At 66.7% G+C, this 24,568-nt stretch carries 24 protein-coding genes and 1 tRNA gene; 16 read left to right on the top strand and 9 right to left on the bottom strand.

Annotated elements, in window-relative coordinates; all coding sequences use genetic code 11:
* Positions 1–75 precede the first annotated feature (75 nt).
* A tRNA-Val gene (locus NGM07_RS06445) sits at positions 76–149 on the top strand.
* 138 nt (positions 150–287) lie between these two features.
* On the opposite strand, the gene NGM07_RS06440 is transcribed toward NGM07_RS06445, so the two are convergent.
* From NGM07_RS06440 to NGM07_RS06420, 5 genes are all read right to left on the bottom strand, one after another.
* Positions 288–458: a hypothetical protein gene (locus NGM07_RS06440; RefSeq protein ID WP_253518548.1), complete on the bottom strand. Its 171-nt coding sequence runs from the start codon at positions 456–458 to the stop codon at positions 288–290.
* A 105-nt stretch (positions 459–563) separates the two neighbouring features.
* Positions 564–1,046 carry a hypothetical protein gene (locus NGM07_RS06435; protein ID WP_253518546.1) on the bottom strand — a complete coding sequence of 161 codons (483 nt, stop codon included), beginning with the start codon at positions 1,044–1,046 and terminating at the stop codon, positions 564–566.
* 130 nt (positions 1,047–1,176) lie between these two features.
* Positions 1,177–1,797: a DUF7504 family protein gene (locus tag NGM07_RS06430; protein WP_253518544.1), complete on the bottom strand. Its 621-nt coding sequence runs from the start codon at positions 1,795–1,797 to the stop codon at positions 1,177–1,179.
* A 3-nt stretch (positions 1,798–1,800) separates the two neighbouring features.
* The gene (locus NGM07_RS06425) at positions 1,801–2,469 is read right to left on the bottom strand and encodes a DUF7344 domain-containing protein (protein ID WP_253518541.1); all 669 of its coding nucleotides are present in this window, start codon (positions 2,467–2,469) and stop codon (positions 1,801–1,803) included.
* A 160-nt stretch (positions 2,470–2,629) separates the two neighbouring features.
* Positions 2,630–2,965 carry a lycopene cyclase domain-containing protein gene (locus NGM07_RS06420; RefSeq protein WP_253518539.1) on the bottom strand — a complete coding sequence of 112 codons (336 nt, stop codon included), beginning with the start codon at positions 2,963–2,965 and terminating at the stop codon, positions 2,630–2,632.
* A 107-nt stretch (positions 2,966–3,072) separates the two neighbouring features.
* Here NGM07_RS06420 and NGM07_RS06415 point away from each other — a divergent pair, with 107 nt between their 5' ends.
* Complete coding sequence (locus NGM07_RS06415; RefSeq protein ID WP_253518536.1) at positions 3,073–4,215, top strand: CBS domain-containing protein; 1,143 nt, start codon at positions 3,073–3,075, stop codon at positions 4,213–4,215.
* A 63-nt stretch (positions 4,216–4,278) separates the two neighbouring features.
* Here the strand turns inward: NGM07_RS06415 and NGM07_RS06410 are convergent, their stop codons facing one another.
* The gene (locus tag NGM07_RS06410) at positions 4,279–5,277 is read right to left on the bottom strand and encodes a phosphate uptake regulator PhoU (protein ID WP_253518533.1); all 999 of its coding nucleotides are present in this window, start codon (positions 5,275–5,277) and stop codon (positions 4,279–4,281) included.
* 269 nt (positions 5,278–5,546) lie between these two features.
* On the opposite strand from NGM07_RS06410, the gene NGM07_RS06405 reads away from it, so the two are divergent.
* The 6 genes from NGM07_RS06405 (at position 5,547) to phoU (NGM07_RS06380) (ending at position 11,950) form a co-directional block, all read left to right on the top strand.
* A complete protein-coding gene (locus tag NGM07_RS06405; RefSeq protein ID WP_253518530.1) occupies positions 5,547–6,653 on the top strand; it encodes a PstS family phosphate ABC transporter substrate-binding protein in 1,107 nt (368 codons plus the stop codon).
* Positions 6,650–7,723, top strand: coding sequence for a phosphate ABC transporter permease subunit PstC (gene pstC / locus NGM07_RS06400; RefSeq protein WP_253518527.1), 1,074 nt, complete (start codon positions 6,650–6,652; stop codon positions 7,721–7,723). Before NGM07_RS06405 ends, pstC begins: the two co-directional genes overlap by 4 nt.
* Entirely contained in the window at positions 7,720–9,342 is a 1,623-nt protein-coding gene (gene pstA / locus NGM07_RS06395) for a phosphate ABC transporter permease PstA (RefSeq protein WP_253518524.1), read from the top strand. Before pstC ends, pstA begins: the two co-directional genes overlap by 4 nt.
* Positions 9,339–10,253: a phosphate ABC transporter ATP-binding protein PstB gene (gene pstB / locus NGM07_RS06390; protein WP_253518521.1), complete on the top strand. Its 915-nt coding sequence runs from the start codon at positions 9,339–9,341 to the stop codon at positions 10,251–10,253. The genes pstA and pstB overlap by 4 nt, the downstream gene beginning before the upstream one ends.
* A 267-nt stretch (positions 10,254–10,520) precedes the next feature.
* Positions 10,521–11,201, top strand: coding sequence for a phosphate signaling complex protein PhoU (phoU, locus tag NGM07_RS06385; RefSeq protein ID WP_253518519.1), 681 nt, complete (start codon positions 10,521–10,523; stop codon positions 11,199–11,201).
* A gap of 71 nt (positions 11,202–11,272) precedes the next feature.
* Positions 11,273–11,950 carry a phosphate signaling complex protein PhoU gene (gene phoU, locus NGM07_RS06380; protein ID WP_253518517.1) on the top strand — a complete coding sequence of 226 codons (678 nt, stop codon included), beginning with the start codon at positions 11,273–11,275 and terminating at the stop codon, positions 11,948–11,950.
* A gap of 217 nt (positions 11,951–12,167) precedes the next feature.
* Here the strand turns inward: phoU (NGM07_RS06380) and NGM07_RS06375 are convergent, their stop codons facing one another.
* A complete protein-coding gene (locus NGM07_RS06375; RefSeq protein ID WP_253518515.1) occupies positions 12,168–13,010 on the bottom strand; it encodes a DUF502 domain-containing protein in 843 nt (280 codons plus the stop codon).
* A 207-nt stretch (positions 13,011–13,217) separates the two neighbouring features.
* Positions 13,218–15,443 (bottom strand): CDC48 family AAA ATPase, encoded by a 2,226-nt coding sequence (locus tag NGM07_RS06370; protein ID WP_253518513.1) that lies wholly within the window; start codon positions 15,441–15,443, stop codon positions 13,218–13,220.
* A gap of 347 nt (positions 15,444–15,790) precedes the next feature.
* On the opposite strand from NGM07_RS06370, the gene NGM07_RS06365 reads away from it, so the two are divergent.
* The 5 genes from NGM07_RS06365 (at position 15,791) to NGM07_RS06345 (ending at position 19,660) form a co-directional block, all read left to right on the top strand.
* Positions 15,791–16,675 (top strand): hypothetical protein, encoded by an 885-nt coding sequence (locus NGM07_RS06365; RefSeq protein ID WP_253518511.1) that lies wholly within the window; start codon positions 15,791–15,793, stop codon positions 16,673–16,675.
* The gene (locus NGM07_RS06360) at positions 16,672–17,247 is read left to right on the top strand and encodes a DUF8135 domain-containing protein (protein WP_253518509.1); all 576 of its coding nucleotides are present in this window, start codon (positions 16,672–16,674) and stop codon (positions 17,245–17,247) included. The genes NGM07_RS06365 and NGM07_RS06360 overlap by 4 nt, the downstream gene beginning before the upstream one ends.
* An 82-nt stretch (positions 17,248–17,329) precedes the next feature.
* On the top strand, positions 17,330–17,851 hold the full coding sequence (locus NGM07_RS06355) for a DedA family protein (protein ID WP_253518507.1): 522 nt from the start codon (positions 17,330–17,332) through the stop codon (positions 17,849–17,851).
* 101 nt (positions 17,852–17,952) lie between these two features.
* Positions 17,953–18,276: a transcription factor S gene (locus NGM07_RS06350; protein WP_253518504.1), complete on the top strand. Its 324-nt coding sequence runs from the start codon at positions 17,953–17,955 to the stop codon at positions 18,274–18,276.
* A 247-nt stretch (positions 18,277–18,523) separates the two neighbouring features.
* On the top strand, positions 18,524–19,660 hold the full coding sequence (locus tag NGM07_RS06345) for an MFS transporter (RefSeq protein ID WP_368410278.1): 1,137 nt from the start codon (positions 18,524–18,526) through the stop codon (positions 19,658–19,660).
* A 9-nt stretch (positions 19,661–19,669) separates the two neighbouring features.
* Here the strand turns inward: NGM07_RS06345 and NGM07_RS06340 are convergent, their stop codons facing one another.
* The gene (locus NGM07_RS06340) at positions 19,670–20,056 is read right to left on the bottom strand and encodes a DCC1-like thiol-disulfide oxidoreductase family protein (RefSeq protein WP_253518499.1); all 387 of its coding nucleotides are present in this window, start codon (positions 20,054–20,056) and stop codon (positions 19,670–19,672) included.
* 137 nt (positions 20,057–20,193) lie between these two features.
* On the opposite strand from NGM07_RS06340, the gene ppc reads away from it, so the two are divergent.
* The 3 genes from ppc to NGM07_RS06325 all read left to right on the top strand — a co-directional run bounded on the left by ppc (position 20,194) and on the right by NGM07_RS06325 (position 24,400).
* Positions 20,194–22,887: a phosphoenolpyruvate carboxylase gene (gene ppc / locus NGM07_RS06335; protein WP_253518497.1), complete on the top strand. Its 2,694-nt coding sequence runs from the start codon at positions 20,194–20,196 to the stop codon at positions 22,885–22,887.
* Positions 22,888–23,000: 113 nt separating this feature from the next.
* Positions 23,001–23,666, top strand: a complete 666-nt coding sequence (locus NGM07_RS06330; RefSeq protein WP_253518495.1) for a twin-arginine translocation signal domain-containing protein — start codon at positions 23,001–23,003, stop codon at positions 23,664–23,666.
* 77 nt (positions 23,667–23,743) lie between these two features.
* Positions 23,744–24,400 carry a hypothetical protein gene (locus tag NGM07_RS06325; RefSeq protein WP_253518493.1) on the top strand — a complete coding sequence of 219 codons (657 nt, stop codon included), beginning with the start codon at positions 23,744–23,746 and terminating at the stop codon, positions 24,398–24,400.
* The last annotated feature ends 168 nt before the right edge of the window (positions 24,401–24,568 follow it).

The following is a 24,568-nucleotide window of genomic DNA, read 5'->3' as shown; positions in this document are numbered from 1 at the left end:
TGCACTCGAATTCGAAAGCTTCAATTACACCCGCGGTCAACGATGAAATGCGTCCGAGGAGGACCGCAACAGCACGGGTTTGTGGTCTAGTTGGTTATGACACCTCCTTGACATGGAGGAGGCCGGCAGTTCAAATCTGCCCAAACCCACTACGATTTTCCGCGAGATTTCACGGCGAGCGTCGCTTCGTTTGCACCCAATTTTGGTCGAGTCGAACTCTTCTGACGGTCAAAATCCGTATACCGCTACCCGCAGAACGGAGAGTGAGCGAACTGCAGATTCTAGCGCTATCCTTCGACCGGACGGACGTGCGAGAGGGAACTGTACGGGACGTATCCGACCTTCTCGATGACGTTGCCGGTGTCGCGGTGGAGGAAGATGCCGTTCTCCCCCTCCTCGACTTTCGCGATGGCGCCGATGCGCGAGTTGTTCGTCAAGATTACCTCCATTCGAGCCATACGTGTTACGCTGTCAGAGCGGTCACATAACTCTTGTTCCGGGCCGGTGCGGAACACATCCGGCCGACACGGCGCATACGCGAGACAGACAGTCGAGCGGCCGAGTCAAAACGAACCCTCGTTCTCGGTGCTACTAACGACCCACGAGAACTCGCCCGAGTCGTAGACCTTCCCCGACAGAAAGGTCCCGTCCTTCTCGTTTGCGGGAGCGGGATGGAACACCGTCGCGCACGTCTCTTCGTGGGGTTTCCGACCGTCGACGGTGAACTGGACGGCGTACCAGACGGGTTCGGTGAACACGCCCTCGTAGGTCTTGCTCTCGCCGGGTTCGACGGACGCCGACGCGCTCAGGTTTCGTTGGGCAGGGACGACGCTCGGGTGACCGACCACCGCGCCGGGACCGTCGCCGGGTCCGGAACCGATGTCGGTGACCCGCATCGCGATTACGTGGGGGAGTTCGTGTTCGTTCTCGAACCGGAGACTTCCCGCGGGTAGTTCGTCGGACGTGACGCCGGTGCATCCAGCTAGACTTCCGACGGCGACCGACCCGAGCGAGGTGAGGAGGAGACGGCGGTTCGCGGAGGGCATACGCTCCGGTCGGCGCGCCGCCACCATAATCCCCGACGAAAGCGATAGCTCCCCGTGAAACGGTGCAAAACGGACGCCGGAACGCGTTCAGGTCGTCCCTGAAGCGTTTCAGCGGCTCCCAACCGAGCCGCTACGCGAGTTCGCACTCGGCGTCGCAGAGTCCCCGCAGTCGCTCGTAGGTTTCGTCTGCGACCGCCGCGGGGTCGACGCAGTAGACGCCGCGGGCACCTCGCGCCCGGACGCGGCCGACGAGCGTCTGAAAGAAGCGACACACCCGGTCGTCGTCGGCGTACATCAGGAGGACCCCCAGCGAGTCCACGAAGACCCAGCCGGCGTCCTCCTCGACGTGGCGCACGGCGTCCGAGAACCGCATTCCGATGCCGGTCAGGTCGTCGGGTCGGACCGGATCGGTCGTCCAGAGGTCGCCCCGATACTCCGTCGCTGCGGGAATCGCCGGCACGACGCCGACGCCGGCGCCGTCCAGGCCCGCCCGTTCGAGGCGATGTTCTATCTTGTTCGGATGGTCGCGCGTCGCGACCACGAGGAGGTTGTCGTAGGCACGCTCGGGGAGCGCCGACAGCGGGTCGGCGCCCGAGGGAGTTCGGACGAGCGACTGGACGCCCGGCGTCGCGAGGCGTTCGCCCGTGAACGCCCCGCGCCCGCCCGTCGACCCGTCGCTCGTCGTCCCGTCACCGCCCGTCGGCGCACCCGGTCCGACGGGTCGGTCACCCGAGGGTGCCGACCGCTCCATCCGTCAGGACTCCTGAATCTCCGGCGGCGCCTCGGCCGACGTGGACGCATGGCGCGAGTAGTACGTGTGCGCGACCGCCACCGCCGCGTAGGCGACGACGATGAGGGCCGCGACGAGTACGTCGCCCATCAGCGCGGCGGGCGGAAGCCCGAGCCACGCGGCCGAGAGCAGGCCGATGCCGCCCACCGCGAGACCGAGATACCAGTTACTCCAGGCGATGTCGGGCTTGGCGTCGAGGTCGAGGTAGACATCGAGCTGCTCGGCCGCGCCGGAGAGTTCGACGATACCGCGGTTCTGGTTGTAGTCGACGATGCCAGCGTCGTCGAGTTTCGGGAGGTGCGACTGGTAGAGCGCGGTGTAGACGCGCTTGCGCTCGGCCGCGGAGATGGCGTCGATCGTGGTGTCGTTCTCCCACGCCGCGACCTGTTCTGCGAGTTCGGATAGTTGGACCGTCTCTTCTGCTCGTCGGAGGTAGTGGAGGGCGTAGCGCCGGCGCCGGTTCTTCAGGACGTCGAACACGAGGTCGCGCGAGAGGTCGGCGACTTCCTCGGTTTCCGACTCGGCGTCGGTGACGTCGGCGACCTGTTTCGTCGCAACAGTGTTGCCCTGTTGTCCGGTAGTTTCGTCGGAATCACTGCTTCCGGCACCCGATGAATCACCAATGGCGCTCATTAAAGTGCCACCCCTTGCTCGTAACCCAGCATGGATTAGACACATCGCCGGGATTAGCCTTTGTTATTCACCGTTTACCCCCCGGAAACTACCCCTTACTTACCGTTTCGCTCCGTTCCGCGAGCGGGACAACCCCGCGCCGTCTGGCGTTAGCCCCTCCTTAGGCCGAGTTTTCGGCCGAATCACCCCGAAGGTCGGTCAGACGGAGATTCTCGTGGATACCGAGGACGAGCGCCGGAACTACAACTATGAAGATATGTTCCTCGATTGGGATACCCAGAAACTCCACGCCGGTCCGTAACGGAATGGCAAACACGCCGATATGGAGCGTGTACCAGTCCCAGACGTACGCGACGGGGTAGAGTATCGCGACGGTACGGGCCGCCACCGCGAACGCCCGGGCACGATAGAGGAGTCCTACCGCTATCGAACCCCACAATACTTCGGTCGCAAGGTAGGTGTACGCCCCGAAAACGGCGCCGATGTCCGGTATCACCTCGCGTTCTACGGTCGGCGATGTCAAAAGTCCCCGCCTCGGACGCCCAATCGCCCGTTCCGGCGCGGTAAGTTTCAAGAGCGTCGCCCGTGTCATTTCGAACGACGATGGACATCTCCGAGATCGCAACTACGGATTACATCGAACTCGAAGCCGAGTCGAACGTCGGAAAGGCTCGCGCGGTCTTCGAGGAGGAGAACCCGAAGGGACTCATCGTGACGCGAGCGGGGTCCTACGAGGGTGTCATTACTCAGAAGCAACTGCTCCGCTCGCACATCGAGGACCACACGAAGGTCGAAACCCTGACCAAACCCGCGCCGAAGGTCGAACGGACCGACGACGTCCGGGACGTGGCCCGGGCGCTGGTCGAGGGCGGCACGAAGGTCGCGCCGGTGTTCGAATCCGACAAGCTGTGGGGCATCGTCGACGAGGACCTCATCCTCGAAGCCGTCCTCGAGAATCTGGACTCCATCACCGTCCAGGACATTTTCTCGGAGGACCCCATCTCCATCCCGGAGGACGCCACGCTCGGGCAGGCCATCAACCTCCTGCGCGAACACGGCATCTCGCGGCTCCCGGTCGTCGACGACGACGGCTTCCTCACCGGCGTCGTCACGACCCAGGACGTGGTGGACTTCGCGACCCGGAACATGCAGAAGGCGACCCGGGGCGACCGCTCGGGCGAGGGCGAGCGGATGCTCGACCTGCCGGTGTACGACGTGATGTCGAGTCCCGCCGAAACCATCTCGCTCGGCAACACGGTCGAGGAGGCGGTCGAGAAGATGTTCGAGAAGGACTACGCCGGCCTCATCGTCACGCCCGAGGACGACGACCGCGTCGTGGGCGGCGTCGTCACCAAGACCGACGTGCTCCGGGCGCTGTCGTACACCGAGGAGGACGTGATGGACGTCCAGGTGACCAACGTCAGCCTCCTCGACACCATCGGCCGCGAGGATATCCGCGCGAGCATCGAGGAGATCTCGGAGAAGTACCAGGACATGCGCGTGCGCCACGCCCACGTGCGCTTCCACGAGCACAAGGAGAAGCTCCGCGGGACGCCGCTGGTCCAGTGTAAGATCCGCCTCCGGACGAACCGCGGGCAGGTCGCCGGCACCGGTGAGGGGTACGGCGCCGAGCAGGCGTTCAGCGTCGCGCGCGACAAACTCGAACGCAACGTCCTCGAACTCAAAGGCGTTCAGAGCGACCGCGAGTACGAGGGCCAACTCCTGCGGAAGCTCGGCGAACTCTGAACGTAGGGACAGGACAGCGCGAAAAGAGCGCGATAGGTCGGGCGGAACGCCCGGCGATTTCTCTTACTCCGGTCGAGGTGCGGCCTTCTGAAGTGCAGTTTCGGCGATGTTGCCGCCGTAGTCGGCGCTCCGGGAGAGCGAGTCGACGATGAGGCTCAGGTTCTGGGCGCGCTGGGCGTCCATCTCGCGGATGCGGTCGTCGACTTTCCGGGTGTACCGGTCGATGTTCCGGACGCGCTCGCGGGCCTCGTTGGCGAGTTCGGTCGCCTCGGTGCCGTCGTCCTCCAGCAGGGCGTCCATCGCCATCTCCACGATGGCCGACGCCTCGTCGTGGAGTTCGGCGAGCGCGTCGGCGACGTCCTCGGGCACGTCGTCCAGTTCGAGCGTGAGCCGTCCGATCTTCGAGGCGTGGTCGGCGATGCGTTCGAGCTGTCGGGCGCTGGAGTGGTAGTCGAAACACGTCTCGCGGGGCAGGCCGATGTCGGCGGCGGTGCTGGGATTGCGGAGCGCCGAGCGGAACACCCGCGAGATCATGAACCAGAGGCGGTCGACGTCGTCGTCGCGCTCGATGACGTCGGTGGCGAGGTCGGTGTCGTCGTCGGTTATCGCGGTCACCGCGTCGTCGAGCATCGTCACGGCGACGAGTCGCATCCGGGTGATGGCGTTGTGAATCGACAGTTCCGAGGAGTCGAGCAGGTCCTGGAGCACCACCCTGTCGCTGGTCTCCTCGATGACTTCGAGGCCAACCAGGCCCTGGGTGGCGTCCCGGACCGTCCGGCGCTGGTCGGGGGTCACCCGCGTCGCTTCGAGGTTGATGACGTCGAACCCGCTGACGTAGAGCGTGAACACCGTTCGGGTGAGTTCCGGTCCTTCGAGGTCGGTGATCTCCACGGAGCCTTCGACGGTGTCTTCGGTCGCCCGAGGCGACAGGAGGAGCGAGTCGCCCTCGGGGTGGAACTCGACTCGGTTGCCAGCCTCGATGCCGTTCTCGGTCGCCCAACCCTTCGGAATCGAAACCGTGAACGTCGAACCGCCGGTGACCTGCACCTTTCGGGTCTCCATGTATGGAGGTGATTGCCACTCCACAATAAATCTATTCAAGTCTATATACGTCCGCTCTAATTCGCCGTCGGACGCCGGAAATTTATGACCGGCCGCGAGAACGTCGGAGTCTTCGCAAGAAATGAATCAGCGTGGAACCGGTTTCCCCGGCGAATCGGGCCGGTTCGGAGTCGAATGAGAAACTGCCACGCGGCTAGTACAGACGCATAAATACATCTATATAGAAATCATAGTAGGGTATTTACTTCGTCTTCGGCAAATCACTCCCAATGCGGGACCATCCCTCTCTAAGCCGTAGAACAGTTCTCCTCGGAGGGAGCACCGCCGTGGCATCGCTGGCTGGCTGCGTGAGTACCAGTTCAACTCCTCCCGGCGGAGGTGGGGAGTCCACGGATTCCGGGGGAACGACACGGTCGGGAAGCTCCGGAGGGTCGGGGAGCAGTCCTCTGTCGTCCGGCGGTTCCTCGACGGTGTATCCGATAACGAGCACCGCGGCGTCGGTGTGGAACTCGAACCCCAAACCCTCCGACGAGGAGTACTGGGGACCGAGCAACTACGGCATCCAGACCGACAAACGGCTGGCGAACTACTGGGCCGGCCTCTACGGTTTCGACGGGTCGGGGGCGTCGCCGCCGTTCAACATCACGGTGAAACTCAGCCACTCGGGCACCGGTTTGGAGAAGCTCAAGAAGGGCCTGCTCGACATCGGCAACGCCAGCGCACCCGTCAAGGCAGAACTCCCCGAACTGAGCAAGGAGGAACTGAACAAGTTCACGAACCACGTCGTGGGCGTCGACGCCCAGCCCATCGTCGTCAGTAAGGAGATTTACGAGGCGGGCGTCAAGAAGCTGACCGCCGAGCAGGTCCGGAAGATCTACACGGGCAAGATCAAGAACTGGTCGGCGATTCCGTCGTACAACGGCGAGGACAAGGAGATTCAGGCGGTCGGCCGGGCCGAAGGCTCGGGCACTGACACCGCCTTCCGGCTCCACATGCTCGGCGACGCGAACGCGAAGATGCCGGGCGTCGACGTCCGGAAGGGCCAGAACCAGCAGGTCAAGACGCTGGTCAGCAAGTCCAACAACGCCATCGCCTACATGGCCCTCGCGTTCGTCACGAGCGAGACGCCCGCCATCAAACTGGAGTTCAACGGGAAGGTGTACGAACCCGGCAAGAACCTCGCGGAGAAGGGCTACCCGCTGTCGCGGGACCTCCACTGTTACACTTACGACGGCACCTCGAAGAAGGAGGCCGCCTTCCTCCGGATGATTATCAGCGAGTTCGGCCAGGAGAACTACGTCAAGTCGGCGGGCTACGCCACCCTCACCAAGGCGCGCCGCAAGGAGGAGTTAGGGAAACTCCCGGACACCCAATGATCGGAAGCATCGACGCGCAGATGCGGTCGGCCCGCGCGACCGTCGAGGACATGGACCGGGGCGCGCAGTTCGTCGACGCCGTGGCGCTCGTGTCGGTGGTGGCGGCGCTGTTCGCGTTCCTGTTCGCCGCGGACCTGACCGTCTTCCCGATACTCGCGTTCCTCGTGGTGACCGCGTACGGGTGGGTCGCCCACCAGGCCAACACCGCGAAACTGCTGATGTTCCTGATGACGGCGTCGACGGTCGTCATCCTCGGTCTCATCACCGTCTACCTCCTCGTCCGGTCGATCCCGGCGTTCGAACTGATGGGCCTGGACATCGTGACGCGCGTCCAACAGCCGCTGTGGAGTACGAGCGAAGAGGTGTACTCGCTGGTGCCGATGATGTGGGGGACGCTCGTGACCACGATACTCGCGATGAGCATCGCCGCGCCGCTGGGGGTCGCGGGCGCGCTGTTCATCAGCGAAATCGCACCCGGATGGCTCCGGGAAATCGTCAAGCCCGGCATCGAGATCATGGCCGGCGTCCCCTCCATCGTCTACGGTTACATCGGCTACGTCATCATCAACACCTACATGATGAACGAGTTCGGCCTGGCCAACTTCGGGAGCCTGTTGGCGGCCGGGCTGATGATCGGCCTGATGGCGCTTCCGACCGTGGTGTCGGTCGCCGAGGACGCCATCGGCAGCGTGCCCGAGGCGATGAAGAGCGGGTCGCTGGCGCTCGGCGCGACCGACTGGCAGACCGTAAAGAGCGTCACCATCCCGGCATCGTTCTCGGGCGTGTCGGCCGCCGTCCTGCTGGGCGTCGGCCGCGCGGTCGGCGAGACGATGGCCGTGACGGTGATGCTGCCCCACTCGCAGGTGCTGCCCGACCCGCTGTACGACGTGTTCGCGGGCACCGAGACGCTGACCAGCCTCATCGCCAGCCAGTACGGCGTCGCCAGCGGCAACCAGATGGCGGCGCTGTTCGCGGCCGGCGTCGTGCTGTTCGTGACCGTCCTCGGACTCAGCGTCGCCTCGCAACTCGTCGAGGACCACATGCAGCGCAAACTCGGAGGTGAACGATGAGCTACGAGGAACGGACGCTGGTCGCCGACGAGTCGTCGGCCGCCGAGAAGGTTGCCGCGGGCATCGTCGGCCTCGGCATCCTGACGGTCGTGTTCGGCTTCGCATCGCTGTTCCAGTGGACCGACGTGGAAGGGACGATGTTCGGCGTCGCGGTCTTCGACCTGTTCGGCGTGATACTGGCGGTCGCCGGCCTGGGCGTGATCGCGCTCGGCGCGGCCTCGCGCGCCGGCGCGATAGAAACCGCGCCCGACCGCTCGGCCGGGCTCCTCACGGGGACTCTGTTCGGCCTCATCGGTTTCGTTACCGGCGGCCTCCTCGCCTCGCAGACGCTCGGCCTCGGCCTGGCCGGGTGGCTCGTCGGCGGACTGCTCGTCGGCGGCGGCGTCGTGGCCGTGACCGTCCTGACTCGTGAGGATGTCGGGTCGACGCTCCCGGCGGGCGCGCTCGGAATCACCGTCGGCGCGCTGCTGCTGGCCAACGTCATCACCGTCGAGTGGGAGTGGGACCCCGAAGGGCTCTCAGGCGAGTTCGCCGCCCCGGTCGTCGTGCCGGCGCTCGCCGTGTTCGCCGGCCTCATCATCTCGTGGGCGGCCGCGAAGGCCCACGAAGGGTTCGGCACCCGCGGCCGACAGGCCGGCGCGTACATGCTCGTCGGTCTCAACGCCTTCGGCATGCTCGGGGTCCTGCTGTTGCTGGTGCTCTTCGTCGCCAAGAAGGGCGCCGGGTACATGCTTCAGGGTATCAAGTTCGGCCTGTTCAGCGAGCCCGCCTTCTGGTTCCGCGTGCCCGTCCTCGACCAGTACCTCATCTTCGAGATACCGGGCGTGTGGTTCTACTGGCCGTTCACGATGAACGGCTACTCGCTGTCGAGCGAAACCATCAACGGCGTCCTGCCCGCCATCGTCGGGACGTTCTGGGTCGTGTTCGGCGCGGTGCTGTTTGCGGTCCCGCTGGGCGTCGGCGCGGCGGTGTTCCTCACCGAGTACGCCGAACAGGGCGCGTTCACCCGCGTGGTCGAGATCGCCACCAACGGGCTGTGGAGTACGCCGAGCATCGTTTACGGGCTGTTCGGCTTCGCGTTCCTCATCCCGCGGTTGGGCAACACCGACTCGCTGCTGGCCGGCCAGTTGGTGCTCGGGTTCATGCTCCTGCCGCTGGTGCTCATCACCAGTCGGGAGGCCATCAAGACCGTGCCCGACGAGTACCGCGACGCGAGCGCCGCGCTCGGGGTGAGCCAGTGGGAGACGATAAAGAGCGTCGTCCTCCCCGCGGCGATGCCCGGCGTCATCACGGGCGTCATCCTGGGCGTCGGCCGTATCGCGGGCGAGACGGCGCCGCTCATCCTCGTGATGGGCGGCCCCCTCCAGGCCATGGAGCCCATCGACGTGCTGGGGTCGTTCCAGTTCACGGCGAGCCCGCCGTTCATCACGAACGCGGCGCTGATGAACGCCCCGCCCGCCCTCCCCTACAAGCTCTACGGAGCTATCGCGGCGGGCGTCGTCAGCAGCGAACCCCGGTTCGGCTGGGCGACGGCGCTGGTGCTGTTGATGGTGGTGCTGTCGTTCTACGCCGTCGGCATCGTCTCTCGAATATACTTCCGGAGGAAGCTACAACAATGAGCAACGCAGAATTCAAGGCGGGAGAGCGGCGCGAGGAACAGGCCGACGAACGGACCACGGTCAGCGGGGAAACCCAGGAGAAGATTCGCGACGAGTGGACCCAGTACGAGTTCGAGGGCGCGCCGAAGCTGTCGGTGTCGGACCTCGACGTCTACTACGGCAACGACCACGCGCTCAAGTCGGTATCGATGGATATCCCCGAGAACAGCGTCACCGCGCTCATCGGTCCGTCGGGCTGTGGGAAGTCGACGTTCCTGCGGTGTCTCAACCGGATGAACGACCGCATCAAGGCCGCCACCATCGACGGGTCGGTCGAACTCGACGGCGACGAGATCTACCAGGACGGCGTCAACCTCGTCGAACTTCGCAAGCGGGTCGGCATGGTGTTCCAGGCGCCCAACCCCTTCCCGAAGTCCATCCGGGACAACATCGCCTACGGGCCGCGCAAGCACGGCGACATCGACACCGGCCTGCTCGCGAAACTGCTCGGCCGGTCGAACCAGGAGAAGGAAGACGAGATCGTCGAGCGCTCGCTGAAGCAGGCCGCCATCTGGGACGAGGTCGACGACCGACTCGACGACAACGCGCTGGGCCTGTCCGGCGGTCAGCAACAGCGGCTCTGCATCGCCCGCTGTCTCGCCGTCGACCCAGAGGTCATCCTGATGGACGAACCCGCCTCGGCGCTCGACCCCATCGCCACCGCCAAGATCGAGGACCTCATCGAGGACCTCGCCGAGGACTACACCGTGGTCGTCGTCACCCACAACATGCAGCAGGCCGCCCGCATCTCCGACCAGACCGCCGTCTTCCTCACCGGTGGCGAACTCGCCGAGTACGGCGAGACCGACCAAATATTCGAGAACCCCAACAGCCAGCGCGTCGAGGACTACATCACCGGCAAGTTCGGATAGACCTCCACCTTTTACTGCGCCGAGGACCGCGGCGTTGCCGCGGTCCTCGGCTGGTAAAAGCTGGACCAAAAGCCTTCGTCACCCCTTTCGTCGGTCCTCACTTCGTTCGGACGCGCTGTCAGGGGTTCCTCGGCCTGCTCGCTCACTGCGTTCGCTCGCAGTAAAGTTGAATTACACTCACCGCAACCGCCGCTCCGCTCGCCGAGCGACGCCACCCGCGACAGACTCATCCCGCTCGCGAACCAACCACACTGAAACCCGATTCGAATGCCCCGAACAGGTTACAGACGCCAGCTCGAAACGCTCAGCGAGGAGCTACTTCGGATGGGCGACGTCGTCGTCAGGCGACTCCGCACCGCGCTGGAGGCGCTCGACCGCCAGGACCACGACCTCGCGTGGCGCGTCATCGACGGCGACGAAGACGTCAACGAACTCTACCTCGACCTCGAACGGGAGTGCATCGACCTGCTGGCGCTCCAGCAACCGGTCGCGGGCGACCTCCGCCTCGTCGTCGCGGCGTTCAAGATACTCACCGACCTCGAACGCGTCGGCGACCTGGCGGCCAACCTCGGCGAGCACGCGCTGTACGCCGACCGCGAGGTGTTCTCGACCGTCGACGTCCGCGAAATCGGTGAGCGAGCGGTCGAGATGGTCGAGGACGCTCTGTTGGCGTTCGACGCCGCCGACCCCGACGCCTGCCTCGCGCTGGCCGACCGCGACGACGACCTCGACGCGCTCTGCGAGCGCGCCAGCGAGACGGTCGTCCGCGACCTCATCGAAACCGAGCTCCCGGCGGACGCCGACGACGAGGAGGTCGAATTCTTGCTCCAAGACGTTTCCAGACTGCTGCTGACGATTCGTGACCTGGAACGGGTGGGCGACCACGCAGTCAACGTCGCCGCCCGCACCCTCTACATGGTCGAGAGCGACGACGCGCTGATTCGGTAGCGAGACGCATCGCTCCGAGAAAAACGTATTCGAAGGAAAAGTACAACACTGCGGGCATCTCACCAGTAACCATGCCGCGTAAAGACTATCAACAGCAGTTGGAGGACCTCCGCGAGAACGTCCTCTACATGAGCGAGGTCGTCATGGAGCGACTCCGGATGGGTCTCGACGCGCTCGAACAGAAGGACGAGGACTTGGCTTGGGAGGTCATCAACGGCGATGAGGAGGTCAACGAACTCTATCTCGAACTCGAACAGAACTGCATCGACCTGCTGGCGCTCCAGCAACCGGTCGCCAGCGACCTCCGGTTCGTCGCCGCCACGTTCAAGATCATCACCGACCTCGAACGCGTCGGCGACCTGGCGACCAACCTCGGCGAGTACACCCTCGAAGCCGAACGCGACGTGTTCCCCGACGTCGACGTCCAGGAACTCGGCGCGCTCACCCTCGACATGATCGAGGACGCGATGGACGCCTACGCCGAGGAGAACACCGACGGCTGTTACGAGATCGCCGACCGCGACGACGACCTCGACGCGCTCTGCGAGCGCGCCAGCGAAATCGTCGTTCGCGACCTCATCGAAACCGAACTGGAGGACAACACCGAAGAGGAAGTCGAGACGCTCCTCAAGGACGTCTCCAGACTGCTGCTGACGGTTCGGGACCTCGAACGCGTCGGCGACCACGCGGTCAACATCGCCGCCCGCACCCTCTACATGGTCGAGAACGACGACGAACTCATTTACTAGACCCCACCTTTTTTCTTCGTCGGGTCGCCGGGCAGGCCGACGGCCTGCCCGGCCACCGCTCCTCGAAAAAATCTGGGCCAAAAAAGGGCACGCGACCGAGATGACCGCGCGCCGCGCGGTCATCTCGGTCGCATCTTCAACCGCTGGCGCGGGCGCTTCGCGCCCTGCGTCGGTGGACTGTAGGGGTCTAGCGCGCTTTCACTCCGGAATACGCCGCTCACTCCGACTTCTCGTCGTCATCGCTGTGAACCAGTCCCGGGTCCTCGACCGTGATAGCTTCCTGGAGGTCGATGTCGGTCAACTGGTCGAGGTCGCCCATCGTCAACTGCTGTTTCCCGGGCCCGTCGCCGGCGGCGATACCGCTGGTGAGGATGCTTCGGACGCCCTCCTCGATGGTCATGTCCACGTCGTACACCTTGTGCTCGGGAACGTGGGTGAGGAACCCGCCGGTGACCGGGTTCGGCGCCATCGGGATGAACAGCGTCACCATCTCCTCGTGGCCCGTCGCCTCCTCGACGGTGGCGGGCGAACTGGCCGTCTCGAACGCCAGCAGGTACATGTCGTCGTCGAGGCTCTGGACCAGTTTGATCTCCTTGAAGTTCTCCGCGCCCTCGTCGAGCATCACGTCGCCCATCCGCCGGAAACTCTTGTAGACGGTGCCGATGCCCGGAATCGACGAGATGGCCATGTCGAAGAAGCCGATGACCCGCTGGCCGTAGTGGTGCTGGCCGACCGACCCGACGAGCACGACGCCGCCGAGCAGGATGAACACCGCGATTATCTCGGTCAGGAAGTCGATGACGTGCCGGTAGATGCCGAGTTCGATGAGGGCGGAGATGAGTTCGACACGCTCGAACTGTTGGATGATGCCCGCCCACTCGAGCAGGCGGATGAACGGCTGGAGCGCGTCGGTGACGAAGTCCAGTCCCATCTCGATGAGATAGATGGTGACGACGAGCGGGACGATGATGGCGATGCCCGTCATCAACACGTCGAGCATCTCCTCCCAGAGGGTTTCGTCGGCGGGCGGCCCGTCGGCTGAAGCGTCTGGAGTGGCCACACGGGAGACGAGGGTAGACGGAAAGAAAGGTGTTATTGCCGACCAGTCGTCGGCCGAAAGCTCCCTGCGACCTAGTTTTCGTTATCAAGCCGCCCGGACGAGTGTGGCATCGACGTTCGACGCACGACGCCGGCCGGGCGTCTCCGACGCGTCGGAGACGCCCGGCCGCAGAAATCAGACCGAAGACGGAAGACCGCGGCGGAGTCGCTACTGGAAACCGATACGGCCGCCGCGGCGACCCTGGTCGGGGCTGGACGTGCCGCCCTTGAACTCGTCTTTCATCTGCTCGTAGTAGTCCATCAGGTCCTCGGTGATGGTCGGTCGGACGTTCTCCATCGCCTGGCGGAAGTGGCGCATCTCGACCTCCGTGGCGTCGTCGTCCTCGCGGAGCGCCTCGATGGCGGCCTCCCGCGCGATGGACTCGAGGTCGCTACCGACGTAGCCGTCGGTGACCTCGGACAGTTCCCGCAGGCTCACGTCGGCCGACAGCGGCGTGTCGTCGGTGTGAATCTTCAGGATCTGCTCGCGGCCCTCCTGGTCTGGCTGGCCGATCATCACGAGGCGGTCGAACCGGCCCGAGCGGATGAGCGCGGGGTCGATCATGTCCGGGCGGTTGGTCGCGCCGATGACCATCACGTCGCCCTTCTCCTCCAGACCGTCGAGTTCGGTCAGTAACTGGTTGACCACGCGCTCGGAGACGTTCGAGCCGACCTCCTGGCTCCGGGACGGCGCGAGACTGTCCAGTTCGTCGAAGAAGATGATGGTCGGGGAGACCTGGCGGGCCTTCCGGAACGTCTGGCGGATGGCCTTCTCGGACTCGCCGACCCACTTCGACAGCAGTTGCGGGCCGCGAACGCTGATGAAGTTGGCGTTGGTTTCGTTGGCCACCGCCTTCGCCATCAGGGTCTTGCCCGTGCCGGGCGGGCCGTACAGCAGCACGCCGCTCGGCGGGTTGATGCCCATCCGCCGGAACTTCTCGGGCGAGGAGAGGGGCCACTCGACGCTCTCTTTGACCTCCTGTTGGGCCTGTTCGAGGCCGCCGACGTCGTCCCAGGATATCTTCGGGAGTTCGACGAGGACCTCGCGCATCGCCGAGGGTTCGACCTCGTTGAGCGCGCCGTTGAAGTCCTCGCGCTTGACGATCATCCGGTCGATGAGGCTCGGCGGGATGTCCTCCTCGTCGAGGTCGATCTCGGGGAGGTAGCGCCGGAGCGCCTTCATCGCCGCCTCCTTGGTCAGGCTCTCGATGTCGGCGCCGACGAAGCCGTGGGTGTCGTTGGCCAGCGAGTCCAGCGCCACGTCGTCCGACAGCGGCATCCCGCGGGTGTGAATCTGGAGTATCTCCTCGCGGCCCGTCTCGTCCGGGACGCCGATTTCGATCTCGCGGTCGAAGCGGCCGGGTCGCCGGAGCGCGGGGTCGACCGAGTCGACCCGGTTCGTCGCCGCGATGACGATGACCTGCCCGCGAGCCTCCAGGCCGTCCATCATCGTCAGCAACTGGGCGACGACGCGACGTTCGACCTCGCCGGTCACGTCCTCGCGCTTGGGCGCGATGGAGTCGAGTTCGTCGATGAAGATGATGGCCGGCGACTCCTCGCTGGCGTCCTCGAATATCTCACGGAGTTGTTGTTCGGACTCGCCGTAGTACTTCGAGATGATCTCGGGCCCCGCGATGGAGAAGAAACTCGCGGAGGTCTCGTTGGCGACCGCCTTGGCGAGCAGCGTCTTACCCGTGCCGGGCGGGCCGTGGAGCAGCACGCCCTGTGGCGGCTCGATGCCCAGTTTCTTGAATATCTGGGGGTGCTTCATCGGGAGTTCGACCATCTCCCGGACGCGCTGAATCTCGTTCTCGAGGCCGCCGATGTCCTCGTAGGTGATGCCGCCGCCGGTCTTCTCGAAGCCCGAGATGGGCTCCTCGCGCAGTTCGACCTCGGTGTCCTCGGTGATGAGGCAGACGCCGTCCGGCTCGGTTTCGACCGCGATGAGCGGAATCGCCTGGCCGGGCGAGCGCATGAACGGGTGGTTCGTGCTCGACATCACGGGAACGATGTCGCGCTCGACCACGGGGCGCTTGAGAATCTGGCGCTTGACCATGCCCGCGGCGTCGGAGCCGAACTGGACGCTGGCCTCCTCGGGCGGCGCGAGGACGAGTTTGTCGGCCTTCTCAGCGTCGGCCTTCCGGATCTCGACGCGCTCGCCGATGCCGACGTCCGCGTTCTGACGCGTGAAACCGTCGATGCGGACGGTGTCGGTGTTCCAGTCCTGCCGGTCTGCGCGCCACACCTTCGCGGCGGTGGTGTCACCGCCCTCGATCTCGATGATATCGCCCGGGCTGAGCTTCAGGTGAAGCAGCGTATCGGGGTCGAGGCGGGCGATGCCGCGCCCCGAGTCGTTCGGGTACGCCTTCGCCACCTCTAGTTGAACTTCATTCATGATTAGCGAATACGGGGATTATTTGTCGGTGGGGACCCGCGCGGGATAAGTCCTTTGCTACCGGGGATTTCGGATTTCGAACCGGCCGATTGCGTCCGGACTGCGGGCTCATGCTTCGTCTCTTCGTACGGCTTGGGGCTACATAGCAATTTGGTACCCTGATTGACTGTTGTGGTTACAGGTTTCGGAGAGAGACGCCCGAATCGTCGTCCGTCGGCGTCCGACGACGGCGTTTTAACTCGTCGGTCGCGAGCGATGTCGTCGTCGCGGACGGTCCGGAAAGCGCCGCGACTCGCCCGGCGACCGGAGGCCAACCATTAAGTCACCCCTGTGATAACTGCAACCGAATGGCCGGGGAAGATGTCGGCGGGTCGGTGATCGACGGCGACGACTCGCTCGACGAGTGGGTCGACGAGAAGGCGGAGGAACTTGGCGTGAGCCGCCGTCGACTGCTCGAACGCCTCGGGGGCGACGTCGACGCGTCGGCGATCGAAGAGGAGTTCCTCGCGCTCGCCCGCGAGTTCGACGACCGCCTCGACGCGACCCGCGACGACCTCGAATCCGAAGTCGACGCCGCCCGCGAGGAGTTCGACGAGAAGATAGACGACGTCCGCGACCGGGTGATCCAGGTCAAGCGCGAAACCGACGAGAAGGCGCCGGGCGACCACGACCACCCGGACCTGCGCGAACAGAGCGAAGACGCCGCCGAGCGCGCCGACCGACTCGCCGAGGAACTCGCGTCGCTCTCGGCGTCGGTCGAGAATCTCGAAGCGACGGTCGACGCCGGCTTCGACAACTACGAGGACGTCCTGGAGTTCCTGACGGAGGCGACCGACGACCTCGACGCGAAGCTCCGGACGCTCGCGGAGGTGACCGTGGCCCTGCGCGAACAGACGAAGACGCTGGCGGCCCGCCACGCCGCCCGGTCGGCCGCCGACGAACTCGCACACCTCGCCAACCGCCGGGGCGTCGAGCGCGGGAAGTGCGGCCACTGCGGCGAGTCGGTCCACGTCGGCCTGCTGGCCGCGCCCCGGTGTCCCCACTGCGCGAGCACGTTCAGTGACGTCGAACCCAAGCGGGGGTTCTTCGGGTCGGCTCGGCTCGTTGTCGGCGACCCGCCCGCGCTGGAGGGCGAACGGGCGGAGTGGGCGGTGGGCTCCGTGACGGACGCTGAGTCGGTCGACCCCGAGGGCGTGCTGGACGACCTGCTTGACGACGGTGAGGACGAATGAGCGACGACCGAGAACGGGGTTCGAACGGCGACGACACCGACCTTCCCGACGCCGACACGGAAGCCGCCGACCGACCCGAACCGGACGCCGAGCGCCGCGAACCGCTGGACGACCTCGCACGCGAGGTCCGCACGCGACGGCGCGACGACCGGCCAAAAGCCGACGACGCCCCCGAGCGTACCGGCCCGCTCTCGGGGCTCGCCGCGGAGGTGGACGAACGCCGCCGGCGTTCGTCCGGCGACGATTCGGGCGTCTTCGAGGCGGTCGAGGTCGGCGACATCGACGGCGAGGAACTCTGGGCGCGACTGGCCGACGCCGACGGTTCGACCGTCGGCGTCGGCGCCGATGCGCCCGCGGCGGAGTCGACCGACGACCGCGACGTGCGAACCGTCCCGAAGACGACCTGCCACGGCTGTCCGCACTTCGCCGCGCCGCCCGACGTCGCTTGCACCCACGAGGGGACCGAAATCCTCGAACTCGTCGAAGCCGACCGCTTCCGGGTCGCCGACTGCCCGGTGGTCGTCGACGGGGTCGGCGGCGTCGACGCCGCCGACCCCGAGGCGCCGGAGTAGTGATGCGGCGACGGAAATCGCTCCCGGCGCCGCCGCCGGTGCGGCCGACTGGGTTATAGGGTCGGAACCCCTCCTTTCGACCGTGTTCGAAGGGCTCGGTCAGACCGCGCTCGGCTTCGTCTCGAAGTACGGGTTCGTAGCCGTCGCGGTGTTCACTTTCCTCGAGGCGTCGATGCTATTTCCGCTCCTGCCGAGCGAGGTCGTCGTCCCCGGCGCGGCGGCGCTTCGAGTGCGCGGGCCGGTGTCGTTCGCGCTGTTCGTAGCGGCCATCGTCGTCGGGACGACCACCGGGAGCCTGTTCGCCTACTGGGTGTTCGGCAGGAAGGGCCACGCCGCCGTGGAGGGTCGCGGCGGGTGGGTGAACGTCTCGGAGTCGAAGGTCGAGCGGAGCCGCGAGTGGTTCCAGCGGTGGGGCGAGAGTTCGGTGCTGTGGGGCCGACTCCTGCCGGTCCTGCGGTCGGTCATCTCGATTCCCGCCGGCTTCTCCGGGATGGCTCGCTGGAAGTTCACGCTCTACTCGGCGGTCGGCGCCGCGGCGTTCGGCGTCGCCATCACCCTGCTGGTCCGGACCGGGATGTCGCTGGCGGGGATTCCGTCGCCGTAGCGCCGCACTCCCGCGTTCGGTCGGTCGCGCGCCTCGGAACGCCGGCCCCGACTCGACCGGGTAGCGTGGCGCTTATGGGGCCGCCGCCGCTACTCGCGGGCATGCAATTCTGCGACGAGTGCGGCTCCATGATGAAGTCGATGGGGTCGAAGATGGTGTGTTCGAACTGCGAGCACACCGTCGAGAAGGACGAGGAGAAGGCCGCGCAGTTCGTCAGCACCGAGAAGCAGGGCGACTCAGAGGTGATCGAAACCGAGGAGGGTGCCGACTTCGAGGGCAAGCCCACCGCGAACGACGTCCACTGCGACGAGTGCGGCCACGGGACGGCGTGGTACACCATCAAGCAGACCGCGTCGGCCGACGAACCGCCGACGCGTTTCTTCAAGTGCCAGGAGTGCGGCCACCGCTGGCGGGAATACAGTTGAACCGAGTCGCGCACTCGCCGGACGCAGGAGTGTCGAGCGCATCGTCCACCGCCACTGTTCAGCTGGCAGTGGATGACGAGGTGGGCGGCGGACCCGTTTTGGGAGAGTGAGAGCCGACGAACGCGGCTCGGAGGTCGACGACGGAGCAGGCTCGCGACGGTCGTCGACCGACCCCGACGGTTCGACGACCGCCAGCCCCGGCGGTTCGCAGTCTACGGACTGTCGGGGCTGGCGGTCGGTCCTCGTCATCGCGGGCTGGCAGACCGCCGCGAGCCTCTGTTACTACAGCATCTTCGCCGCCACCGCGTTTGTCCGCGAGGACTTCGACGTCTCGCGGACGCTCGTCGGGGTGTTCCTGACGGCGGCGATGGTCGGTTACACGCTGAACCTCTTCCCGAGCGGCGCCGTCGTCGACGGGTTCGGTGAGCGCCCCGCGATGGTCGTGGGCCTGCTCGCGCTCGCCGGCGGGGCGGTCGCCGTCTCGCTCGCGCCGACGTACCTCACCCTGCTCGGGGCGGGCGTGGTGCTCGGCGGCGCCTACGCCGTCGCGATGCCGGCCTCGAACAAGGGCATCCTCGCGTCGGCGCCCCGAGGCCGCGAGAACCTCGCGATGGGAATCAAGCAGGTCGGCGTCACCGCGGGTAGCGGCGCGGCGTCGCTGGTCGTTACCGGCGTCGCGGCGGTGTTCGCGTGGCGGGCCGGCTTTCGGGCCATCGCCGTCGTCGCCGTCGCGTACGCCGCCGTCTTCGCGCTCAGCTACGACGGAACCGCGGGGTCGGGGTCGCTGGAACTGCCGAGATTCTCGGAACTCCGGGCCGACCGGGCGTACCTGCTCCTGGTGGCGGCGGGGCTGTTCGTCGGCGCGACCCTCTTCTCGACCATCGGGTACGTCGTCCTCTACGCGACCGACGTCGGCGACGCGGGTCCGGCCGCGGCCGGGGTCGTGCTCGCGCTTGCGCAGGGGACCGGCAGTCTCGGCCGGGTCGGCGCGGGGTCGCTGGCCGACCGCTTCGGCGGCGCCCGCGGCGCGGCGACCATCGCGCTCGGCCAGTTGGCGGCCGCGGCCGGACTGTTCGCACTGCTGGCGGTCGGGGTCGGGACGCTCGCGGAAATCGCGGCCGTCTTCGGCGCGCTCGGATTCACCGTGCTCGGCTCGACGGGGGTCTACTACTCCTGTCTGGGCGACCTCGTCGCCGGCGACGAGGTCGGGACCGCGACCGCGGGCGGCCAGACCGCCATCAACGTCGGCGGCCTGCTGGCCCCGCCCGCGTTCGGCTACCTCGCCGACACCCTCGGCTACGGGGCCGGGTGGACCGCGCTGGCGGCGCTGTCGGCGGCGGGGGCGCTCCTGCTGGTGGCGGTTCGGCGCGAGACGGCGGCGTAATTCGTCTCGCTACCCGCGGTCAGACTCCGTTCCCGCCGACAACTCCTTCGAGAGGAACTGCCCCAGCAACCCCCGGTTCTCCGCCACCCACCGGTACGCCGACTCCCGAAGTCGCTCGTAATCCTCGAAGTTCCGCAGGAACTCGACCGCCGGCCGGAGGTCCGCGCCGAGCGAGGTGCGGGTGAGCGCCTCTTCAATCGACGCGCCACAGGAGTAGCGTTCGCCGTCGACGAGCAGGTGCGAACACTCCTCGTAGTCGTCGGGTAGGTGGTCGCGGAGGTCGGGCGTCAGTTCGGCGAAGCCCACGACCTCGACGCCGGCGTCGGCCGCGACGTAGTCGGCCCACCACGCGCAGAAACCGCAGTCGTCGTCGTAGACGAGCGTCGCGTCGTTCACGTCCGATTCGAGCGCGGGTGGCGACTAATCTCTGGCGGACGCGCACCGAACCTGCCGGAATAATCATTTACTCGATTCCGAGTGGCAATTTTCGCGTCGTCCCGACGTTTTAGCCGTTGGCCGTCGTACGTCGTGGTATGGACTTACACGCCAGGGACGTTCGTCGGGACGTGCGCGAACTCGGGGCGTTGCTCGGTGACGTGCTGGAGGACCAGACCTCCGCCGAGGCGTTCGACCTCGTCGAGGCGGTCCGGACCGCCGCCATCGACTACCGCCGCGGGGAGGTCGCCTCGCGCGAGGACCTCCGCGAGAAACTCCGGGACCTCCCGGCCGACCAGGAGGGCGTCGTCGCCCGAGCGTTCACCACCTACTTCGAACTCATCAACCTCGCCGAGGAGCGCGAGCGGGTGCGGGCGGTTCGAAGGGGGAACCAGGAGGGGACGCTGGCCGACAGCGTCGCGGCCGCCGCGGAGACGCTCGCCGAGCAGGGTGCGGACGAAACGACCGTCCAGCGGGTGCTCGACGACGTGCTCATCGAACCGACGTTCACCGCCCACCCGACCGAGGCCCGCCGGAAGACGGTGAAGGCCAAACTCCGGTCGGTCGCCGACGACCTCGAAACCCTCGACGAGCGGCGGCTCACCGACCGCGAGGAGGACCGCGTCGAGCGCGACCTCGAAGCCGAGGTGACCAGCCTCTGGCAGACCCCGCAGGTCCGGCGCCGACGCCCTGAGGTCACCGACGAGGCGCTGAACGTCCAGTGGTACCTCGAGAACACGCTCTTCGACGTGGTCGGCGAGGTGTACGACGAACTGGAGCGGGAACTCGGCGAGCGCTTCGATGGCCTCGACGTGCCGAAACTGTTCGAGTTCCGGTCGTGGGCCGGCAGCGACCGCGACGGCAACCCCTACGTCACCCCCGAGGTGACCGCCGAGACGCTCGAACGCCAGCGCGAGGTCGTGGTCGCGCGCTACCGCGAGGAACTCAAGCGCCTCTCGGGCGTGCTGAGCCAGGACGACCGGAGCGTCGCCGTCGGCGACCGCCTCCGCGAACGCCTCGACGCCGACCGCGAGCGCCTGCCGGGCGTGGCGGCGGAGGCCGAGGAGCGCTACCCCGACGAACCCTACCGACAGAAACTGAAGCTGATGCGCGAGCGCCTCGACCGCGTGGGCGGAGTCCGGCCCGGCGAGTACGAGGACGCCGAGGACCTGCTGACCGACCTCGACGCCATCGGCGAGAGCCTGCGGGAGAGCGGCGCCGAAACCGTCGCGGACACCAAGGTCGACCCGCTCCGCCGGAAGGTCGCGACCTTCGGCCTGTCGCTGGCCAGCCTCGACCTCCGAGACCACCAGGAGAACCACACGACCGCGGTCTCCGAGGCGCTGGCCCGCGAGGGCATCGACTACGAGGCGATGGACGAGGACGAGCGCGTCGAGGTGCTGACCGAGGCGATGCTGGAGGACGACCCCGTCGTGGACGTCGAGGACACCGCCGACCTCTCGGAGACCGCGGCGCGCGTACTCACCCTCTTCGCCCGGACCGCCGACTGGCAGGCCGAGTACGGCACCCACGCCATCGACACCTACTGCATCAGCATGACCGAGGAGCCGAGCCACGTCCTCGAAGTGCTGTTCCTGGCCGACCAGGCCGACATCGTCGACCTGCCGGGCTACGCCGGAATCGACGTGGTGCCGCTGCTCGAAACCGAGTCGGCGCTCTCGGGCGCCCGGCGAATCATGGGCACGCTGTTCGAGAACGAGGCCTACTCGGCGGCGCTCGAAGCCCGCGGCGGCACGCAAGAGGTGATGCTCGGCTACTCGGACTCCAACAAGGAGAACGGCTTCCTCGCCGCCAACTGGAGCCTCTACCGTAACCAGAAGCGACTCGCGGCCATCTGCGACGACTACGACGTGAACCTCCGGCTGTTCCACGGCCGGGGCGGCTCCATCTCGCGGGGCGGCGGCCCGATGAACGACGCGCTGTTGGCGCTGCCGAACGAGACGGTCACCGGTCAGGTCAAGTTCACCGAGCAGGGCGAGGCCATCGCCGAGAAGTACGCCAACCCCCGCATCGCCGAGCGCAATCTCGAACAGATGCTCGACGCCCAACTGCGCGCCCGCCACGAAGCCATCCGCGAACCCACCGAAGACGTGCCCGAGGAGTGGTTCGCCGCGATGGAGACCGCGGCCGACGCCGCCCGCGAAACCTACCGCGACCTGCTCGACACCGACGGCTTCGTCTCGTACTTCGAGCAGGCGACGCCCATCACGGTCATCGAGGAACTCAACCTCGGGTCGCGGCCCGCCTCGCGGTCGGGCGAGCGCACCGTCGAGGACCTCCGGGCGATTCCGTGGGTGTTCTCGTGGACCCAGGCGCGGTGCATCCTGCCGGGGTGGTACTCGCTCGCGGCGGGGCTGGACGCCTATTTAGACTCCGGCGGCGACCTCGAAACCCTCCGGCAGATGTACGACGAGTGGCCGTTCTTCCGGACGACCCTCGACAACGCCGCGCTCGCGCTTGCGCGCACCGACCTAGAGATCGCCGCCGAGTACGCCGGGTTGGCCGACGCCGACCTCCGCGAGCGGTTCTTCCCGATCGTCGAGTCGGAGTACGTCCGCGCGGTCGACCTCGTGACCGACATCTCGGGGCGGGACTCGCTGCTCTCCCGCGAGTGGCTCGAAGAGAGCCTGACCCGCCGGAACCCCTACGTCGACCCGCTGAACCTGCTCCAGACCCACCTGCTCGCCCAGACCCACCTCACCGAGGACGAACGGCGCACCCTCCGGTTGACGGTGAAGGGCATCGCCGCCGGGATGAAGAACACCGGGTGAGGGCCGCACGGCGAACATCTCCGCCGGACGCGGGCGGTCTGCGCGCTCGCCTTCCGGCGAATACGGTCGGCGGTGCCACCAATCTTATCGGCGTCTTCCTTGTCGTAAGGGACGTGTCCCGCGATAGCTTCTCGCGTCGGTCGTTCCTCGAATCGGCCGGCGCAGTGACGGTCGCGGCGGCGATTGCAGGGTGTACCGGGAGTCAGGGTCAGGACGGCGGACGGGAGACGACGGGCGGTTCGACGCCGACCACGACCGCCGGGGCCGGCGGTGGGGGTACCACTACGGACGGCCCCGACGGCGGCGACGGCAACGCGGGCGACAGACCGCTGTTCCTCCGGCGGATGGTGTTTCCGTACCCCGAACGACTCGGCGACGACCTCCGCCAGAAGATCATCATCGTGACCGACCGCAAGGACCAGCGCCCCGACCAGTTGAAGGGCGTCGACCAGAAGGCGGTCGGCGAGTGCACCTTCGACGGCCAGTGGCCGCCGAAGAACCTCAACGTCTGGGAGGGGTTGCTGGTCGACGCGCAGAACTCCGACCAGTTGCGGGGCTTCTTCGGGCCGAATCCGACGGTGCGGGCCACCCAACTGGTCGAGCGCAACACCATCTTCGTTGAAGGACAACCGTCGGACGTTCCGCTGGGGACGCCGTTCGTCGTCAGCAGCGTCGACAAGTGCCCGGGCGACCTCGTCGGCGTCGAGGCCACGAAGATTCCCGGCGTCGAGGTCAAGACCGGTTCGGGCGTGAGCACCGGCGACACCACGAGCGGGTAGCGTCGCTCCCGGCGAACCGACAGCGCCGGCGGACGGCGACAACCATTACGGACGTCGATACCGTTCGTCCGGTGGCAATGGGGGACTCCGACGACACGAAACTCGACAGGCGAAGCGTTCTCAAGAAGAGTGCGGCCGCGCTCCCGCTGGGACTGGGTGGCCTGGCGGGACGGGGAGCGACCGACCGCCGAGCGGACGGCCGGGACGCTTCCCTCGCGCAGGACGGGCCGGACGGCGGCGACGGCGGCGCAGGCGACCGGCCGCTGTACGTCCGCCGGATGGTGTTTCCGTACCCCGACGAACTCGGCTCGTCGCCGCAGTTCGACCCGAGCACGGACCTCGTGCAGAAGCTCATCATCATGACCGACCGGAAGGACACCCGACCCGACCAGCTCGGGGACGTCCAACAGGAGAACCTGAACGGCTGTCAGTTCAGCGGCGACTGGCCGCCCCAGAACTTCAACGTCTGGGAGGGCATCGTCGTCGACTGGCGGAACGCGCTGGGGTCGGCCGGCTTCTTCGGCGCGAACCCGCGGGTGCGCGCCACCGAACTGGTCGAGCGCAACACCATCTTCGTCGAACCGCAACCCCAGGACATCCCGCTGGGGACGACGTTCATCGTCAACAACGCGATCGACTGTCCCGGCGACCTCGTCGGCGTGACCGCGCGGAAGGTCCCGGGCGTCAGAATCGTCACCGGTCCGGGCGAGAGCACCGGCGAGGCCACGGACTGAGTTCGAGACCCTCACCGTCGACGGCGGGCGGCCCTCGCGGAGCGCTCCGACGCTCCGCAGTCGTCGGCGCATCGGGCGTTACGTCCGGCCGATCACCCGTTGAAGGTCGGTATCGTGCGTGACGACGGTTCATCCGGTCGGTAACCGCCGTCGGTCGAACGGCCCGTC

The organism is Halorussus vallis, from assembly GCF_024138165.1.
GTDB classification, from domain to species: domain Archaea; phylum Halobacteriota; class Halobacteria; order Halobacteriales; family Haladaptataceae; genus Halorussus; species Halorussus vallis.
The sequence above is the reverse complement of the archived record's forward strand: the minus strand, read 5'-3'. Positions and strand labels throughout refer to the sequence as shown.

Coding starts and splice junctions, on each gene's coding strand:
- NGM07_RS06410 (WP_253518533.1), bottom strand. CDS start 5,277: ATGGAGACCCGAAAGGTGCAGGTCACCGGCGGTTCGACGTTCACGGTT.
- ppc (WP_253518497.1), top strand. CDS start 20,194: ATGGACTTACACGCCAGGGACGTTCGTCGGGACGTGCGCGAACTCGGG.
- NGM07_RS06440 (WP_253518548.1), bottom strand. CDS start 458: ATGGCTCGAATGGAGGTAATCTTGACGAACAACTCGCGCATCGGCGCC.
- NGM07_RS06430 (WP_253518544.1), bottom strand. CDS start 1,797: ATGGAGCGGTCGGCACCCTCGGGTGACCGACCCGTCGGACCGGGTGCG.
- pstC (WP_253518527.1), top strand. CDS start 6,650: ATGATCGGAAGCATCGACGCGCAGATGCGGTCGGCCCGCGCGACCGTC.
- NGM07_RS06365 (WP_253518511.1), top strand. CDS start 15,791: ATGGCCGGGGAAGATGTCGGCGGGTCGGTGATCGACGGCGACGACTCG.
- NGM07_RS06415 (WP_253518536.1), top strand. CDS start 3,073: ATGGACATCTCCGAGATCGCAACTACGGATTACATCGAACTCGAAGCC.
- NGM07_RS06360 (WP_253518509.1), top strand. CDS start 16,672: ATGAGCGACGACCGAGAACGGGGTTCGAACGGCGACGACACCGACCTT.
- phoU (WP_253518517.1), top strand. CDS start 11,273: ATGCCGCGTAAAGACTATCAACAGCAGTTGGAGGACCTCCGCGAGAAC.
- NGM07_RS06370 (WP_253518513.1), bottom strand. CDS start 15,443: ATGAATGAAGTTCAACTAGAGGTGGCGAAGGCGTACCCGAACGACTCG.
- pstA (WP_253518524.1), top strand. CDS start 7,720: ATGAGCTACGAGGAACGGACGCTGGTCGCCGACGAGTCGTCGGCCGCC.
- NGM07_RS06405 (WP_253518530.1), top strand. CDS start 5,547: ATGCGGGACCATCCCTCTCTAAGCCGTAGAACAGTTCTCCTCGGAGGG.
- NGM07_RS06350 (WP_253518504.1), top strand. CDS start 17,953: ATGCAATTCTGCGACGAGTGCGGCTCCATGATGAAGTCGATGGGGTCG.
- pstB (WP_253518521.1), top strand. CDS start 9,339: ATGAGCAACGCAGAATTCAAGGCGGGAGAGCGGCGCGAGGAACAGGCC.
- NGM07_RS06435 (WP_253518546.1), bottom strand. CDS start 1,046: ATGCCCTCCGCGAACCGCCGTCTCCTCCTCACCTCGCTCGGGTCGGTC.
- NGM07_RS06425 (WP_253518541.1), bottom strand. CDS start 2,469: ATGAGCGCCATTGGTGATTCATCGGGTGCCGGAAGCAGTGATTCCGAC.
- NGM07_RS06325 (WP_253518493.1), top strand. CDS start 23,744: ATGGGGGACTCCGACGACACGAAACTCGACAGGCGAAGCGTTCTCAAG.
- phoU (WP_253518519.1), top strand. CDS start 10,521: ATGCCCCGAACAGGTTACAGACGCCAGCTCGAAACGCTCAGCGAGGAG.